This window comes from Corynebacterium nasorum, assembly GCF_022347325.1.
Lineage (GTDB): Bacteria > Actinomycetota > Actinomycetes > Mycobacteriales > Mycobacteriaceae > Corynebacterium > Corynebacterium kefirresidentii.
Genome location: NZ_JAKRDU010000006.1, coordinates 74,066 through 90,397, shown reverse-complemented (window position 1 = coordinate 90,397; position 16,332 = coordinate 74,066). Strand labels below are relative to the sequence as shown.

Annotated in this window: 13 protein-coding genes; 5 read left to right on the top strand and 8 right to left on the bottom strand. The window is 58.3% G+C overall.

Annotated elements, in window-relative coordinates:
- Positions 1-4 precede the first annotated feature (4 nt).
- The 4 genes from serA to MHK05_RS06795 all read left to right on the top strand — a co-directional run bounded on the left by serA (position 5) and on the right by MHK05_RS06795 (position 4,289).
- Positions 5-1,591: a phosphoglycerate dehydrogenase gene (gene serA, locus MHK05_RS06810; RefSeq protein WP_239205642.1), complete on the top strand. Its 1,587-nt coding sequence runs from the start codon at positions 5-7 to the stop codon at positions 1,589-1,591.
- Positions 1,592-1,711: 120 nt separating this feature from the next.
- On the top strand, positions 1,712-2,731 hold the full coding sequence (locus MHK05_RS06805) for a 3-isopropylmalate dehydrogenase (RefSeq protein ID WP_239205640.1): 1,020 nt from the start codon (positions 1,712-1,714) through the stop codon (positions 2,729-2,731).
- A gap of 181 nt (positions 2,732-2,912) precedes the next feature.
- Entirely contained in the window at positions 2,913-3,722 is an 810-nt protein-coding gene (locus MHK05_RS06800; protein WP_049360951.1) for a fumarylacetoacetate hydrolase family protein, read from the top strand.
- 201 nt (positions 3,723-3,923) lie between these two features.
- The gene (locus tag MHK05_RS06795; protein ID WP_411338689.1) at positions 3,924-4,289 is read left to right on the top strand and encodes a hypothetical protein; all 366 of its coding nucleotides are present in this window, start codon (positions 3,924-3,926) and stop codon (positions 4,287-4,289) included.
- Here the strand turns inward: MHK05_RS06795 and MHK05_RS06790 are convergent.
- Positions 4,286-5,389 carry an isochorismate synthase gene (locus MHK05_RS06790; RefSeq protein ID WP_023021695.1) on the bottom strand — a complete coding sequence of 368 codons (1,104 nt, stop codon included), beginning with the start codon at positions 5,387-5,389 and terminating at the stop codon, positions 4,286-4,288. The two genes, MHK05_RS06795 and MHK05_RS06790, sit on opposite strands and share 4 nt — an antisense overlap.
- Before the next feature lie 100 nt (positions 5,390-5,489).
- On the opposite strand from MHK05_RS06790, the gene MHK05_RS06785 reads away from it, so the two are divergent.
- Complete coding sequence (locus MHK05_RS06785; RefSeq protein ID WP_239205638.1) at positions 5,490-6,605, top strand: alpha/beta hydrolase-fold protein; 1,116 nt, start codon at positions 5,490-5,492, stop codon at positions 6,603-6,605.
- An 85-nt stretch (positions 6,606-6,690) separates the two neighbouring features.
- On the opposite strand, the gene MHK05_RS06780 is transcribed toward MHK05_RS06785, so the two are convergent.
- From MHK05_RS06780 to MHK05_RS06750, 7 genes are read right to left on the bottom strand one after another with little or no spacing between them, the layout of a single operon-like run.
- Positions 6,691-8,172 (bottom strand): choice-of-anchor M domain-containing protein, encoded by a 1,482-nt coding sequence (locus MHK05_RS06780; RefSeq protein WP_239205636.1) that lies wholly within the window; start codon positions 8,170-8,172, stop codon positions 6,691-6,693.
- On the bottom strand, positions 8,169-9,077 hold the full coding sequence (locus MHK05_RS06775; RefSeq protein ID WP_023021692.1) for an anchored repeat-type ABC transporter permease subunit: 909 nt from the start codon (positions 9,075-9,077) through the stop codon (positions 8,169-8,171). The genes MHK05_RS06780 and MHK05_RS06775 overlap by 4 nt, the downstream gene beginning before the upstream one ends.
- The gene (locus MHK05_RS06770) at positions 9,074-9,802 is read right to left on the bottom strand and encodes an anchored repeat-type ABC transporter ATP-binding subunit (RefSeq protein WP_239205634.1); all 729 of its coding nucleotides are present in this window, start codon (positions 9,800-9,802) and stop codon (positions 9,074-9,076) included. The genes MHK05_RS06775 and MHK05_RS06770 overlap by 4 nt, the downstream gene beginning before the upstream one ends.
- Complete coding sequence (locus tag MHK05_RS06765) at positions 9,795-10,673, bottom strand: choice-of-anchor M domain-containing protein (protein ID WP_023021690.1); 879 nt, start codon at positions 10,671-10,673, stop codon at positions 9,795-9,797. Before MHK05_RS06765 ends, MHK05_RS06770 begins: the two co-directional genes overlap by 8 nt.
- On the bottom strand, positions 10,666-12,165 hold the full coding sequence (locus MHK05_RS06760; protein WP_239205632.1) for an anchored repeat ABC transporter, substrate-binding protein: 1,500 nt from the start codon (positions 12,163-12,165) through the stop codon (positions 10,666-10,668). The genes MHK05_RS06765 and MHK05_RS06760 overlap by 8 nt, the downstream gene beginning before the upstream one ends.
- Positions 12,165-13,766: a choice-of-anchor M domain-containing protein gene (locus MHK05_RS06755; RefSeq protein WP_239205630.1), complete on the bottom strand. Its 1,602-nt coding sequence runs from the start codon at positions 13,764-13,766 to the stop codon at positions 12,165-12,167. Before MHK05_RS06755 ends, MHK05_RS06760 begins: the two co-directional genes overlap by 1 nt.
- Before the next feature lie 36 nt (positions 13,767-13,802).
- On the bottom strand, positions 13,803-16,244 hold the full coding sequence (locus MHK05_RS06750; RefSeq protein ID WP_239205628.1) for a choice-of-anchor M domain-containing protein: 2,442 nt from the start codon (positions 16,242-16,244) through the stop codon (positions 13,803-13,805).
- Positions 16,245-16,332: the final 88 nt, after the last annotated feature.

The following is a 16,332-nucleotide window of genomic DNA, read 5'->3' as shown; positions in this document are numbered from 1 at the left end:
AGATATGTCGAAGCCGGTAGTCCTTATTGCCGATAAATTAGCTCAATCCACTGTTACGGCCTTGGGGGATTCAGTTGAGGTTCGTTGGGTCGACGGTCCAAATCGTGCGGAGTTGCTCGCCGCAGTTCCGGATGCAGAGGCTTTGCTGGTGCGTTCTGCAACTACTGTTGATGCAGAGGTTTTAGAAGCAGCTCCAAAGCTAAAAATTGTGGGCCGTGCAGGAGTAGGCCTAGATAACGTTGATATTCCGGCGGCAACGGAGAAGGGCGTCATGGTGGTAAATGCACCTACGTCTAATATTCACTCGGCGTGCGAACAGGCCATTGCGTTGCTCTTGGCGACGGCGCGCCAGGTACCAGCAGCCGACCAGTCGCTGCGTGAGGGGGAATGGAAGCGTTCTTCTTTCAAGGGCGTGGAGGTATATGGAAAGACCATCGGTATTGTTGGTTTTGGACACATTGGTCAGCTCTTCGCACAGCGTCTGAAGTCTTTTGAAACGACCATCATTGCCCACGACCCCTATGCCAACCCGGCTCGTGCGGCGGCACTGGGCGTGGAACTGGTCGAATTGGAAGAGCTCATGTCTCGTTCCGATTTTGTGACCATTCACCTTCCGAAGACCCCAGAGACTGCCGGAATGTTTGATAAGGAGCTTTTGGCTAAGGCGAAGAAGGGGCAGATTCTCATTAATGCGGCTCGCGGCGGATTGGTGGATGAGGAGGCCTTGGCTGAGTCTATCGAACAGGGCCATCACCGGGGCGCGGGTTTCGATGTCTTTGCTACGGAACCATGTACTGATTCTCCGCTCTTTAAGCTGCCGCAGGTCACCGTTTCCCCACACTTGGGAGCCTCCACTGTAGAGGCCCAGGACCGAGCAGGAACCGATGTGGCGGCTTCGGTGCTCAAGGCTCTCGCTGGTGAGTTTGTCCCGGATGCGGTAAATGTCTCCGGTGGTGCTGTAGGAGAAGAAGTTGCTGGCTGGCTGGATCTCGCGCGCAAGCTAGGACTTACGGCTGGACGTCTGCTGGGGCAGGCACCCGTTGCCATTGAAGTAGAAGCTTGCGGTGAGCTGACTACCGAGGATGTAGAAGTTTTAGGTCTTTCTGCTGTCCGGGGTCTGTTTAGTGGCGTGACATCGGAGCCGGTGACATTTGTTAATGCCATGCAGATTGCGCAGAGCCGTGGGGTAGAGGTGGAGGTATCTACCAACGCGGAATCCAAGGGGCACCGCTCCTCCTTGCAGGTGAAAGTTATCGGTGCTGATGGAGAAACTTCCTCGCTGACCGGTGCGCTTATTGGCATCGATGGAACCGAGAAGTTTATTCGTATTAACGGCCGCGGCGTCGATATGCGCGCTACTGGTCGCAATCTTTTCTTCCGCTATGCAGATGCTCCGGGCGCGTTGGGAACGGTGGGTACCAAGCTAGGTGCTGCTGGAATCAATATCGTGGCGGCGGCGCTTACGTATGGCAAGCAGGAATCTGATGCGGTTCTTATTCTGCGTGTGGAGGCCGAGGTTCCGGAGTCTCTCATTGCTGAGGTCAATGCGGCATTAGGTGCGCAGTGTGAACAGCTGGATATGGACGCATAAAGCTGCTGGTGCAGAATCCGTGGAGCATATCCCGCGTAGTGACAGGTAACTTCCTGCGCTGCGCGGGTCCTTTTTGATAGAGTTGGTTAAATCCACTATATGAGAAAGGAATCCTACATAATGAAACTTGCGGTAATTGGTGGGGATGGTATTGGGCCCGAGGTTACGGCTGAGGCTCTCAAGGTGCTGCATGCCGTTCGCTCCGATATTGACACCACCGAGTATGACCTTGGTGCCCGGCGCTACCTACGCAACGGGGAGCTTCTCACGGATGCGGATTTAGCTAGTCTCCGCGAACACGATGCCATCTTATTAGGGGCTATTGGTGCCCCGGGTAAAGTGCCTCCAGGCGTATTGGAGCGAGGGCTATTGCTCAAGATGCGATTTGCGCTGGATCACTACGTAAACCTCCGTCCTTCCAAGCTGTATCCCACTGCTTCTTCGCCGTTGGCCGATCCTGGAGACATTGATTTTGTGGTGGTGCGCGAGGGCACCGAGGGGCTGTACTGCGGAAACGGTGGTACCTTGCGCGAGGGCACTGAGCATGAGGTGGCCAGTGAGGTATCACAAAACACCCGCTTTGGCGTGGAGCGCGTAGTGCGCGATGCCTTTGCGCGGGCTGAGCAGCGCCGCAAGCACCTGACCTTGGTGCACAAAAACAATGTATTGGTCAATGCGGGTGGGCTGTGGCAGCGCACTGTCGATGACATCGCCGCTGAGTTTCCAGAGGTTCAGGTGGATTACCAACATATTGATGCTGCGACCATTTATATGGTTACGGATCCGGCGCGATATGACGTAATAGTCACCGATAACCTTTTTGGAGACATTCTTACCGATCTTGCCGGTGCCGTAGTGGGTGGCATTGGCCTTGCTGCCTCCGGAAATATTGATGCTTCAGGAGCGAATCCCTCGATGTTCGAGCCGGTCCATGGTTCTGCGCCGGATATCGCTGGGAAGGGGATTGCGGATCCGACGGCTGCTATTTTGTCGGCGGCCATGCTCCTTAGACACGTAGGCGATGAAGCCAATGCGCAACGGATAGAGGATGCGGTGGCGCAAGACGTTGCCCAACGCGGCGATGGGCCGGTGAATACCACTGACGTCGGCGACCGAATTTCGCGCGCCCTAGCTACATAGGAGCAAACCTGCCCTGCACGATGCGCTTGCCGACGCCCCCGGATCCGAACGGTTGCTTTCATCCCCTCTTCCAGGGGCTTGCAATGGCGTTTGAAAGAACACCGCAATTTACTCAAATTAACTAATTAACACCGTAACCTTTGCACACATGTAAAGGGAGCGATTGAGTAGGATTACCGCTATGCGTTTAGGACGAATTGCACACCCAGAAGGAATCTGTTTCGCCATTATCGATGGGCCGAAAGACGCCCCGATGCAAGAGCTAGTAGCAAAAGAAATTGCTGGCACGCCTTTCACTCCGCCGGAGCCAACCGGGCGCGAGTGGAAGCTTAACGAGGTTCGCCTCTTGGCACCGACCCTGCCTACCAAGGTTGTGGCGCTGGGCCGCAACTATGCGGACCACGTTGCGGAAGTCTTCAAGAAGTCTGCCGATAGCTTGCCGCCCACCATCTTCATTAAGCCGTCCACCGCGGTCATCGGCCCGGATGCCGCGATCAAGATCCCAGACTATGCCACCAATGTAGAGTTTGAGGGCGAGCTTGCCGTAGTCATTTCCAAACCGTCGAAGAATATCAAGGCCGAGAACTGGCAAGACCACGTACTGGGCTACACCATTTGCAATGATGTTTCCTCCCGTGACCTGCAGTTCAAGGACGGACAATGGGCTCGTGCCAAGGGAATCGACACTTTCTGCCCGCTCGGCCCATGGATTGAGACGGATCTGGATAGCTTGAATCTGGATGACCAGAAGATTAATGCCTACCTGACGCACGAGGGCTCTCGTGAACAAAAGCAGGATTCCAATACGGACCAGATGATTGTGAAGATGGGCGGCATCTTGGAAGAGATTTCCGCCGCCTATACCTTGCTTCCCGGCGATGTCATTACTACTGGTTCACCGGCCGGCACCGCTCCGATGGTCCCGGGGGATACCATCGAAATCGAGATCCCAGGCCTGGGAACCCTACGCAATTCCATCGACCGTGCATAACTCCCACCAGAGCGAGCATCGCCCCTACGTTCCCACTCCCGCGGAAATGGAGGAGCGGTACCGCAGCACTGATCGCGTGTGGTCAGGAAAGCCGAACTCCACCCTTGTCGATTATGCTGCGGAGCTTGCGCCTGGCTCTGCCCTGGACATTGGCTGCGGAGAAGGCGCGGACGCGCTCTGGCTTAAAACCACGGCTAGGATGTGTTGGGCATTGACTTCGCCCCGACGGCCGTAGCCCGCACTCGCGCCCTCGGCGTTGCCGCACAGGTTGCTATGTTTAGTGGCTTTAGCCATGAGCCCTTTGACTTGGTAAGCGTCCACTACGGTGGGATACGCGCAACGTCGGAAGAGGTCGAAAAGCTTGAGCACTTGGTAGCTCCAGGGGGAACACTGCTTTATGTTCACCACGATATGGAGTCCACAGAACTGGCGATGCCGGAATGGTTGGCGCACAACCTGCGCGAATTGGAAACTGTCACCCTAGCCCGCCGGGAGCGCCACTTGGCTGAAGGTGCAGGTGCGCACCACCGCACCGACGTCGTGCTCGTCGCCAAGCGCGTGGGCTAGAGGCTTAGCGCCTTCAAAATGGTGCGCAGCTTAGCGGTGGTTTCTTCCAACTCCGCTTGGGCATCAGAATCGCCGACGATGCCTCCACCAGCCCAAGCGCGTGCGGAGAGTCCATCGCCGGCAACCTCTGCGCAGCGAATGGCTACCATATATTCGCCGTCACCTGAACTATCGCACCAGCCGACCGCGCCGGCATAGAAACCACGGTCAGTCTCCGCAGTCTCAATAAGGGCTTGGGCGGCTTCGGCCGGGGTGCCACAGATAGCCGGTGTGGGATGGACCGCTAGGGCAAGCTCGAGCGCAGTCAAGTCTTTATCCTTGAGCGTTCCGGAAATCGGCGTGCCAAGGTGCCACATTTCATTTGTGCTTATCAGTTGTGGGACGTCCGGAATATCTAGTCGCTCGCACAATGGGGTGAGCGCCCGGCGCAGGTGGTCGACCACAAAAGCGTGTTCGTGGAGATCCTTGGAAGAATGCAAGAGGTCCTGTCCTGCGAGGTGATCCTCGGCCGCCAAGGCGCGGCGCGGAGACGAACCCGCCAAGGGAAAGGCTGACACAGTCGAGCCTTGACGCTTGACTAGAACCTCCGGGGAGGAGCCGACAAGCATCGCGCCCGGCCTTCCAGCGGGAGAGAGATCAGCAATGAACCCGTCACGGTTGGCGGAGAGATCGATAAGGCGCGCCGCCACGAGGCGCGGATCGATGGCTTCAGGGAATTCGATGTCTACCGCGCGGGCTAGAACTACCTTTTCTAGTTTGGAGGTTTCAATCGTGCCGATGGCTGCCTCCACGCGGCGAAGGTGTTCCTCAGGCTCTGGATCGAAGCCAACTACGCGGGAGCTTAAACTCTGGTTGCGATAATAAGCGTGCGGTTCCAGCGGGCCCTCTTCGCGGATGATGGCCTCCGGTACGGTTAGTGCCGCGGGGGTGTCCGAATCGAAGGGGATCGCACCGACGACCATCTCTACATCCTTGCTGCGGAGAGCGGAAATTGCCGCATCGGCGTCATTAAAAGTGTGGCGCGCCCCTTGGGTACGGACAGACCCCGTTGCCCGTGAGAGCAAAAAATCGGGGGCGGTGCTTGGTCTGTCTTCGTGCATGAAAATATAGCTTAATGCCTTGGGCTTTTCTTACAGAATTGAGTGTGCACTGGGCGTGTAAACAGTGTCTCTAGTGAAAAATGTGGTTAGTTTTAACCTTGTGGCTAATGTTACTAATTTTCTTCGCTATTTCCTTTACCTGATTGTTGTTGGTGTGCTGGCTTGCGGGGCGCTGCTGAGCGTGTCTCCTGCCCACGCGCAAGAAGCGCCTGCACCTGCACCGGCACCAGCACCGGCACCGGGGCCGGCACCCGAAAACGCGAAGCCGGTTATTCCGCAGCCAGATGGATCCCACCTCGTTCCAGAAGGCGTGAAAGAATCCACCCCGGCACCAGCAGATAAAGGTGCTGACCAAAACAACCCGGCACCTGCTCCTGAGGGATCATCGCTTCCGGAGCCGGCACCGCGGCCAGCGATGGTAGATACCAGCATCAACCCCAACCCGCCATTTAAGCCGGGCTCTATACAGTCGCTCACTATGGAGCACGAGGGAAAGACCCGCAGGTATCTATTGCGCATTCCCAATAACTATTCGCCGGAAAAGGCTGCGCCTGTACTTTTCGGCTTCGGTGGATGGGGAGATTCCCCGGAAAACTATTCCAGCTACGCACGCATGCAGACCACTGAAGCCAATAACGAGGCAATCATCGTCTACCCGGAGGGTTTTGAGCGTGCTTGGGAGGCAGCACCTTATGCCAAGACGCACGATGGTGAGGACATCCGCTTCATCAAACGCATTCTTGACTCTGTGGACAAGGACTACCACGTTGACCGCAACCGCGTCTATGCCATGGGTATGTCCAATGGTGGCGGCTTTACCTCAGTGCTGGGCTGCCACGCGCAGGACACCTTTGCCGCTGTAGCCATGGTCTCGGGTGCTTTTTATAACCCGGTCGAGGTTAACTGTGCCGATGCGCCGATGAATACCCTCATCATGCATGGCGTCAATGACAAGATGATGACCTATGAAGGCGGTGACCGGCACGAGGCTGGCTACTTACCGGTGCGCACGGTGCTTGGCGGCTACCTGAAACGCAATCGATGCGACATGACCTTCCAGGCGACTCCAGAGGCTGGCGGTTCCGAACGCCTGAACTTTAATGGTTGCCAGAAGGACGTACAGCTGGTCAAGGTTCCGCAGGACCACACCTGGTTCTGGCAGCCAGATACTCCAAAGGTGGTCTGGGACTTCCTCTCGTCCAAGACCAGGGTATAAAAACAGCGGCTCTTAGCCACGGATGAGGCCCAGAGGAGAGATCCTCTGGGCCTCGTTCTATGGTTGGCCGATAACTAGCACTGCGCTAGTCGACGCGCGGCAAGTGGGCCGTGGCATCATCGGCCGGCTGCTGCGCTGGGACCTTCTTCTTGCGGAAGAACCGGACATAGACCAGCAGGCCGATTCCGAGCACCAGAGCGAATGCGCCTAGTCCGGCTAAAAGGCCCGCCCAGAAGCTGCTTTTAGCCAGGGTGGCGGTATACGCAGCGGCATTAGTCAGTACATTTCCAGTGTTTTTGCCTTCCGCAGCGCCGGCATCCGGCACCCTCTCTGCACCAGCGGTGCCTGCGGCCTTGCCCTTGGTACGCTTTGCGGACTTTGCGTCCCGAGAGCCGGTGGACTTTTTGGCCGTCGAGTGGGAAGAACCGCTGGTGGAAGCAGAACGGTGTGAGCCCGTGCCAGCGCCTCCGCTTTTTCCGGATTTCGCAGTGGAGGCAGAATCATTGACACGGCTAGCCGAATGGTGGGTCGTAGCCCCAGAACCAGCACCAGACTTTCGCGTAGTACCAGAGGCGTGAGCCGAACCCGTGGACGGCGTCTTATGTGACGCTCCATCCTTCCCAGCGTCTTTTTCCTTGGTGCGGGAGGGCTGCTGGCGCTTGCCCGCGCTGTCCTCGTCAGAACCCTTCTTGTCTTCTTGTGGCTTGCCACCTTCTAGGAATTTCTGGCCCTCCTGCAGGGTATTGTCGAGTTCTTTGTCTAGCCCGGCGATGGCTTTGTCTACGTCTTTGACGTCTTTTTCCAGTTGCTTGGGGCGGCTATTTGAGTCGCCACCGTTGCCGTTAGCAGCGTCCGCATCGGTATAGTCCACGCCGCATAGATCTTTCGCATCTGCCTGCTCGCCGACGAGGAAGCCAGCATGGAGGTGATGGCGGGAGCCGTCGGGAAGCTCGAAGGTAAAGCTCACCGCGTAAGTACCCGGCTCGGTAAAGGCAAAGGCCGGGTGGGAATGGGAGTTGCCGGGGTAGTCCCAGGCAGAGCCATCGGCAGTGTCCATAAGCACCTTGGGGTCACCAAGATTCACCTGGTAGGCTAGGATGCGGCCATCTTCGGGGCCCTGTGCGATAGCCATGCTCAAGTTAGCGGTATCTCCAGTGGCGAGGAGATCCTGAGACAGCTCTTGGGTATTAAAACCTAGCCAAGGAGCATCGGGGTCTTGCGTTTGCGGCAGAATCCAACCTTCATCGGGCAGGGAAGAATCACCGAGCTCCGATAGCGGTTGTTTAAGGTCATCAGATACCTCAATGGCAAAGGACTCAGAGTCATGCTCGATGCCCTTGTCATCATCTTTCACCGTGAAGCTGAGATCACCGGAATCGCCGCTGAGCGCCATGTCCTGGTGGCCCTTGGTGATGAGGTCGAAGTCGCTGGAAGAGCATTCCTCGGTGGATTCTTCGGCATATGCGGTGGCGGGCTCGAAGGGTTCTACTCCCGCTCCCGGAAGGGCGCCGAGGCTAATAAGTCCGGCGGCGCCAAGGGCCACCGCGGTGCGGCAGACAGGTTTCATGAGGAGACGGATTCCTTTCGTGGGGTGGGGTGTGGGGCGTCGGAAAGCGAGGCACCTGCGTGCTTGCGGGCGCCGAGCAGTGGGTGGATAGCCCAAACGCCCAAGAAAATGACGGTGAGGGTGAGCACGATGGTGGCGCCGGCTGGCAGGTCAATGGCCCATGCTAGGTAGATACCGAGGAAGCTAGATAGCGCGCCAATGAGGGCGGATAGCCACATCATGGTCGTGAGGTTTGCGCTAAGTAGGCGTGCCGTCGCGGCCGGAGTGATAAGCAGTGCGAGGACCAAGATATTGCCGATCGTGCTTACGGAAATGACCACTGCGGCCGTGACACACAGGTACAAAATGATATCCAGCACAAAGACGGGCAAGCCCATTGCGCGGGCAGTTTCCCGGTCCAAGCACGTGGCGTTGAGTTGGGGGCCAAAGGCTATAACGATGGCGATAACCACGGCACATACGCAGGCCGCGATGATGATATCGGTGCGGGATACGCCGGTGAGTGAGCCGAAGAGGAAGCTTGTCAACGAGGCACTATAACCATCGGTGCGCGAGATGATCACCATGCCCAAGGCGAAGGCCGCGGCGAAGAAGATACCGATGATGGAATCCGCTCGTACGTGGCGACGCTGCGAAAAGGCGGCGATGAGCAAGGCCACAACCGCACCGGCGACTGCGCCACCCACGAGCACCGAGGCTTGCAGGGCGAAGGCAATGGCTAGGCCAGGAAATACCGCGTGGGAGACGGCATCGCCAATAAAGGCCATGCCGCGCAGCACGACATAGCAGCCGATGACGCCGCACACGATGGCCGCCAGCAAGGAGATGCCTACCGCGCGAGCGAGGAAGTCAAGGTGGGGATTAACCAGGTCGCGCAGGAAATCGAGGAAGGAAATTTCTATCATGCGGAGACTCCAATGGAAGAAAGCAAAGGCGAACCGGCACGCACGCCAAAGGTGTGCGTCCACGGATCCGTCTGGCGAAGAAGGCGCGAAGCGGAATCATCGGCTACCACGGTGCCGTTAAAAAGAATGAGGCGGTGGCAGGAATGTGCGGCTTCAGAAAGGTTATGAGTGGACATAATGATGGAGGTGCCGCGGTGGGAAAGCTCTTCAAAAAGCTCGAGGAGCGATTCGGTATTGGGCGCATCTAGCCCGGTAAAGGGCTCATCGAGCAGCAGCACGTGTGGTTGTGTGGCGAGTGCCCGGGCGATGAGCACGCGCTGGCGTTGACCACCGGAGAGTTCTTCGATGGGGCGGGTAGAAAACTCTTCCATGTGAACCAAACGAAGCGCCTCTGCCGCCGCGGCGTGGTCCGTGGCGCGCGGTCGCTTGAGCCAGCCGATAAGGCCGGTGCGGCCGCTGAGAACGGTGCGATAGACATTGATGGGAAAGCCCCATTCCACCTCGTGGCGCTGGGGAACATACCCCACAGTGCCGGAGATGCTGCGAGTTCCGGAGGAAGGAATGAGCCCTAAAATCGCGCGCATGAGGGTGGTCTTACCAGCACCATTGGGCCCGAGGAGCCCGATGAATTCGCCCGGGCAGACAGTGAGGTTGGCATCGGTGATGACGCTGTGGTGCGAGAGCGAGACGTTGAGATCAGCAACGGAAATAAGCGGTTTAGCCACGGTTATCGCCCCGCTTGGCTGAACGCAGGGCGAGTCCCAGGGCCAGTAGCAGTACTACGGCGCCGACACCGGCGAGGACAAAGACCCAGGTGGGAATAGAGGAGCCCGCGGTCTGGGCATCGTCTGGATTCCAGGTGGTGTCCTGGGCCGCTTGGACGTCGGCATCATCGCCCACGGCGAAGGTGAGTACGCCATCGGTGCTGAAATCGGCACCGTCCTTGGTCTTGCCCTTTACCCTGATGCCTACCTGATGGGTGCCTGGCTCCGTAAACGTCCAGTTGGCGTGGGTGTGGGTATTGAGGTCTACCCAGAAGTCCTCGTCGCTCTTCTGCGCGGTGGACCACAAGAGCTGTGGCGCTTCGAAGCCGCCGTTTTGCAGGAAGAGGGAGAAATCGCCTGGCCCGGAATGGCCGAGAAATTCCATGGTGACTCCACGATCGGCGGCGTCGACAAGTGAGGGCGCCTGGGTATTCCACCCCAGCCAGGGAACACCGACTTGTTCGGTTTGGGGAACTACCCAGACCTTATCGCCGGATTCAGCGCCAACGAAGCCAAAGTCATCTGTATCGGGAAGGGTTTGTTGCGCCTTATCGCCCACGGAAAACACGAGGTCATCCAGGTGACGCCAGACTGGCTTATCGCCGGCATCATCGCGGGCCATAAGCTCAGAATCCGTGCCATCAAGCAGGGCACCAACGTCTACGTGACCGGTATCGATGACCTTTTCCTGGCCTTGTGGGGCAACGTGTTCATCGGCACCGACTACCTGGGCGAGGTCGCCCGCCCAAGCAGGACTGGTAGAAAATGCCAGGCCTGCAGTAAGGACGCAGGCGGCGGTGCGGGTGGCGGTACGAGTAGCGAATTTAAGCATTTTTATCTCCATCGGTGGGGGTGGGGGTGAGGCAGCGCTGAAGGGAATCAGCGTTAAATTTCATAAGTTCGATGTAGGAGCTGACGGTGTCATCGAACGTGTCGCCGTAGATGGGGCACAGCTCCACGCCTTGCTCCGCGGCAGCCTGCTTCAATGTCTCGGCGCTTGCCTGCTGCACGGGTTCTACAAACACCGCTGGCAGATGTAGGTTCTCCAGCGTGCGGCGCAAGGAAATGACTTCGCGTGGGGAAGGCTCGATGGCCGGATTGGGAGTGACGAAGCCGGCCACCGACATGTCATATCCTTGCTCCAGATAGGCGTAGCCGTGGTGGGTCGTCACGAGGTGCCGGTTTTCTTTAGGGATAGAAGAAATGGCGCGGTCAACATAGGTATCCGTATTCCGCAAGCGCTGGGTGTAGGCCTCCGCCCGTTGGCGGTAGGACGCCCCGTGGGAAGGATCTGCTTGCGCCATTTCCTCGGCAATGACATCGACGTAGGCGATGGCGTTGTCCACGTTGTGCCATAGGTGCGGGTCCACCTCGCCGTGGATGTGCTTACCTAGGACCGCCTGCGGCAATAGGTAGGCATCCGCGCCCGGCCTGCCCAGGAAGCGGTAGGCAGGATCAGGCGGAATGGGCTGCAGCACTGAAGAGGGGATGGACACCACGGTGGTGGCAGGGTCGAAACGCTTGTCCTGATCGCGCAAGTCAATGCTGTGCTTGGCTAGGTCACCTGCAATATCCAGGTGTCCGGAATCTATCACTTGCATGCCTTTAGGTGGGTTTACTCCCACGGCCACAGTGAGGTGTTGGACGTCGGTGCCGTCTGCTTGGAACCCGAGGTGATAGATCCCTGGCCAAGAGACGTGCGTGTGGGCGTTGGCCGGCAGGGTCACTGAGTCTTCTTTTCCATCGATGCCATCGGCCGAGTTAAAAAGGACCTCCGGGGTGCCGAAGGTAGAGACCACATAGGCCGCGACGTTACCTGGTCCGTCGGCAGAGACCATGCGGAAGTCCACTCCGGAAGAGCGCTGTTGTGCGCCGCTGATACGCAGGCCCAGCCAAATTGCCTCGAGCGAGACATCTTCTACCAGCGGCACGAGAGTGGCACCGCGAGTGGAGGCAGCATCGGCGACTTCCACCACGGGGGCATCGGTGGATTCGTGCAGCGTATCGATGAGAGACTGCGGCTCCAGCAAGTAGCCATTGCTCAGCTCCAAGTCGGCATTGGCAACATCGCGTACCGTGCGTAGCGTTGGCTCAAAGGTATGCGGATCTTTTCCACTGGGGATAAGGCTTTGTACGCGGGCATCTTCTCCCGCAATGTTGCGCGCGAGATCCGCGAGGATCGGGGTGGTGGCCACCACGGTGAATTTCTCTCCGTCTCCAGCATCCAACGCGGCCGAGGGGGCACAACCAGTGGCTAGCAGGCAGGAGCCCAGCAGCGCGCCTATGGTCCGAAGCCTGCGTCTATGGGAAAGCGCACGCGCCATTAGTCCGCTGCCTTAGCTACAGCTAGGCGGGCAATGCCCAGGCCGAGGAAGAGCATGCCCAAGCCCAGTGCTCCGATGCCAAAGGGAACAATGGGAGTCCCCGTATTGGCTAAAGAACCGCCCTTGCTGGGGGCCTGCGCGGCCTGGCCAGTGCTTGTTCCGGTACTTGTGGAAGAGCCACCAGCGCTTGCCGACGCCCCACCTGCCGCAGCACCATCCCCGCAGTCTCCGCCCTCCGGATTTACCGCAGCGCCTAGGTCGAAGTGCCCGTTGTCAAAGGCTTCCGCCGGCTTGTCGCCGCCGACCACGAAGTGAAGTGTCGCTTCGCCGGCGACTTGCTTGCCCTCACCGGTCTTGGCCACCTGGCGGATGGTGACGTCATAGGTGCCCTGCGCACCAAAGACCCAGTTGGGGTGCACGTGCGTATTAGGGGCAATCGAATAGGTGCCCTCCGCCGCATCGGCATTGCCTCGGAACCACTCATCGCCCACAATCTTTCCCAGTCCGCCCTGGGAGTAGACCATCATCGGGCCAGGGCCCTTGAAGCCTGCTAACTCCCAGGTGACATCGCCAGGGATATTCTCGCGCATGGTCGGACTTTGGGTATTAGCACCGAGCCACGGCACGCCATCGACCTGGGTAGAACCAATCATCCACGCCTGACCAGCTGGCACTGGGCCTACCTCTTGGGGCAGATCGACGCTGGATTTGTCGGAGAGATAAAAGGTAGCGCCATCAGCATCGCGCCACTGGGAAGGAGAGACAGTATCGTCCTTGATTTGCGGCGTCATACCCGGGGTGCACTCTTTATCCGTAGCTGCACCGGATTTATCTGCGGCTGCAGCGCCGCCCTTGTCTGCTGAACGCGGGGTGCTCGTAGCTTCTTGGTCATTGCTAACCTCGCCGGTATCAGCCGATCGATCGGCTGCGGATGCATCGCCGCCGTCGCCCACCTCCCAGGTGTAGGTCACAGCATTGCTGGATTCGCCGTTGGAATGGGCTTGCACCGTCATGGTGTACGTGCCGGCCTCGCTAAAGGCCCAGTTGACGTGCCGGTGAGCAGGATTGGGCTGGTTGATGACCTCGCCGCTGGTGAGCTCCATTGAGCCGGAATCGGTCACCGTCTTCACATCGCCAAAGCCGCTGGTCTCAAAGACATAAACAGAACCCGGGCCGGAAACTTCGGCGAATTCTAGGTCAACGTTGTCAAAGCCGCCGTCGCGTGCAGGCTGGGTATCCCAGCCCGGCCAAATGATGCGTTGATCCTGGGTCTGCGGCAGGAAATAGGTGGGCTGGCCGATCTCCGGCACGGCCTCGGTGGCATCGGACCAAGCGTCCTCCACAACCTTGAGCACCACATCATCGCCGGAGCGTGGAACGCTCGATCCAGTGATGTCTTCCTTCATCGATAGGTGTAGCTGACCATCTGGGGCCGTGACATAAAAGGCGTCTACGTGGCCAGAGTCGAAGACCTCATCAAAGGCAAGTGCCGCGGCGGGGGAGAAGAAGGCCAGTGCTGTGGCAAAGACGGCGGCGAATACGTGAATGAATCGGCGCCGCAGCGGGACGCGCCGAGGGGCAAAGGAGGGTGAATGATGCATTGTGGTTTCCCGTCTAGTTGGTGGGGTAGAAGAGGCTTAGAAGTTGAGGCCGAAGCGTTTGCGGATGAGGTCCTCGTTATCGCGGAAGAAGTTATAAAAGGCCTTGAAAACCACCACGAGAACCGCTGGGAGGACCAGGCTCCACGGGCTAAATGAGGAACCTGTCGGCTCTTCTGGCCTACCGGGGTGAGCTGGCTTGTCCGGCGTATCTGGGGTGGATGGTTGGGTGGAAGGCTTCTGGGAAGGCTCCGCGGAAGGCCTATCCGTTGGACTTTCGCTGGGCTCTCCGCTCCCAGAGGTGCCCGGCGCGCGGAAGGAACAGGAATCCAACGTCTTATCGCCCACGGCAAAGGTGAGGGTTTGGGGCGCGGACTTTAGCTCCTTGCCGTCTGTGCCCGTGGCCGTATAGGTGGCCTCAAAGGTGTACAAGCCAGGCTTGGAAAAGGCCCAGTGCGTATGGGTATGGGCCGGAAAGTTGGTTTCGATGGTGTAGTCTTTAGCCGCAGAATTGGCGAGGACCGAAAAGCCCTTACCATGGGTGCCATCGATGAATGCGCCCCACTCGGCGCCGTCCGGCGTGGAGGTGGGCTTCAAGTTGAGGTTGACGGCATTGTCCTTGGTTAAGGAATAGTCCAGATCCTGGGTGTTATAGCCTGGCCAAATGATGTTTTGGTCCTGGGTTTGCGGCAGGTGATAGAAGCGCTCACCGGGCTTTCCTAGAAAATCAAACTCCTTGCCCGCGAGCTTCTTATTGCGTGGGGTAAGAGCATTATCGTGTACACCGAGTACAACATCATCGAGTTTGCGGTCAACAGATTTCTTGTCTACCTGCGCCGTGTCATCGCGCAGAACGGTTGCAAAGCCTCCCTCGGCAGGCTGGGCCTTGATATCTACATGCCCACGGTCTAATAGGTACTTGTCGCTGCATTGTGCATTGCCGGTTTGCGGTTTTTCGGTGCCTGGCTGCGGCGCTGAAGACGGAGTACCTTGCTCGCCGGGAGTAGTCTCCGGTTCGTCAGTGGAAGTAGAAAACTTCCCATTGACTTCATAATTTTCGCCGAAAGCAAAGGACTCGGTGATTACGCTGCTGGCATGTCCGGCCTTCAGAGTGGAATGGGGGAAGAGGTCAACCTTGGCAAAATAGCCCTTGAAGTACTCGCCCTCATCAAAGGAGACCTCGCCGTGGCCATTAGTAATAGGGGTTTCCAGATCCACGGTGGGGTATTTCGCCCCTTTGGTGTCATAGAGCCCGCCGGTGAGTAGGCCGTTGAAGTTTTTATCTTCGGTATCCACCACGATCTTGGTGCCGCCATCGCCCTGCTTGCGCATGCGGATGGTGTAGCCCAGTTCCTTTAGCTCGGTTTCCTGGGTGGGGGCAAGCTGGCGCGGCTGGGAGGTTTCCTGCCACGTATCAGCGGCGGCAGAAGAATCGGTGTGGCTGGATTTACCGGGTTGGAAGTCAAGAGGTTGGGATATCCAGCGTGGGGCATCACCCTCTGGGGTAAATACAGCCTGCACCTGGGAAGGGTCGGGGCCCATGTATTCGTCCCACTGAGCATGCCCATCCTTAACGGGAAGGTCGGTGAGGAAGTAGCCGTCGATAAGCAGCGTAAGGGTGCCTTGCGCCTTGTTCTTGGCATCGAAGGAGATGGTGGTGAGCTTGTCATCACCGTCTTTTTCGGGATTGGACTTCGGCGCCATGCGCAGGCTGTAGCCTGCAGCAGCGGCGTTACCGGCTGCGGATTGTGCGAAGCGTTCCTTGAGGCTCGGCGTCTTTTCTTCTTTGGGTTTCTGCCCGCCCACTTGGATGGTGGTGGTCTGTGGCTCATTGGCTATGAGCTGGCCGTCCCTTCCGCGCGCACTAGTGCGGTAGGTCAGGCGGTATCGTCCGGGCTTGGTAAACAGCGTGGAGTTGTGCGTATGCGTGCCGGCAACAAGGTAAGCAGAGTGCGGCGAATCCGGGAAGGAACCGAGCATGCGGTGCAGCTGGGTGCCGGCCTCATCATCTTTATTGGTAAAAAGCTCTACCTCGCCGGGGCCATCGACGCTGAGCAAATCAAGGAACGCGACCCCGTCACGGAATTTGTCCGTGGGCAAGGAGGTATCGGCGCCAAAGCCCAGCCAAATGGGTGAAGTATTGCCGGATACTTGGTGCGGCGCTGTGTAGTAGGTTGTACCAGGTGCCCCAATGTAGTCTTGGGTCCCGTTTGCCGGAAGCGTATAGAGATACTGGTTGCTGTTATCCGTGGCGCTGTAGCCCTTGCCCACCCAGGCAACGGTGTCGGCTATCGGGGGCTCTTGACCGCCAAACTCGGATTTCAGGACGAAATCGTTGTTCTCCCAGAAAGACTTGGGGGAGTCAACGTGGGTATTGGTAGCGATGTGCTTGCCATCATCCGGGCCCGCGACAGCCGTGGCGGGAGTGATTAGCGCCAACGTGCTCAGCGTGGCAAGGAATCGGGTGTGTGGGGAAGCCACAGTTGGGAAGGCCTTTCTACAGTTCTCACAAGTTCACCAGAAACTATAGAAAATGATTCCCATAACCTGTTAGCCCTAATGGAAGTCA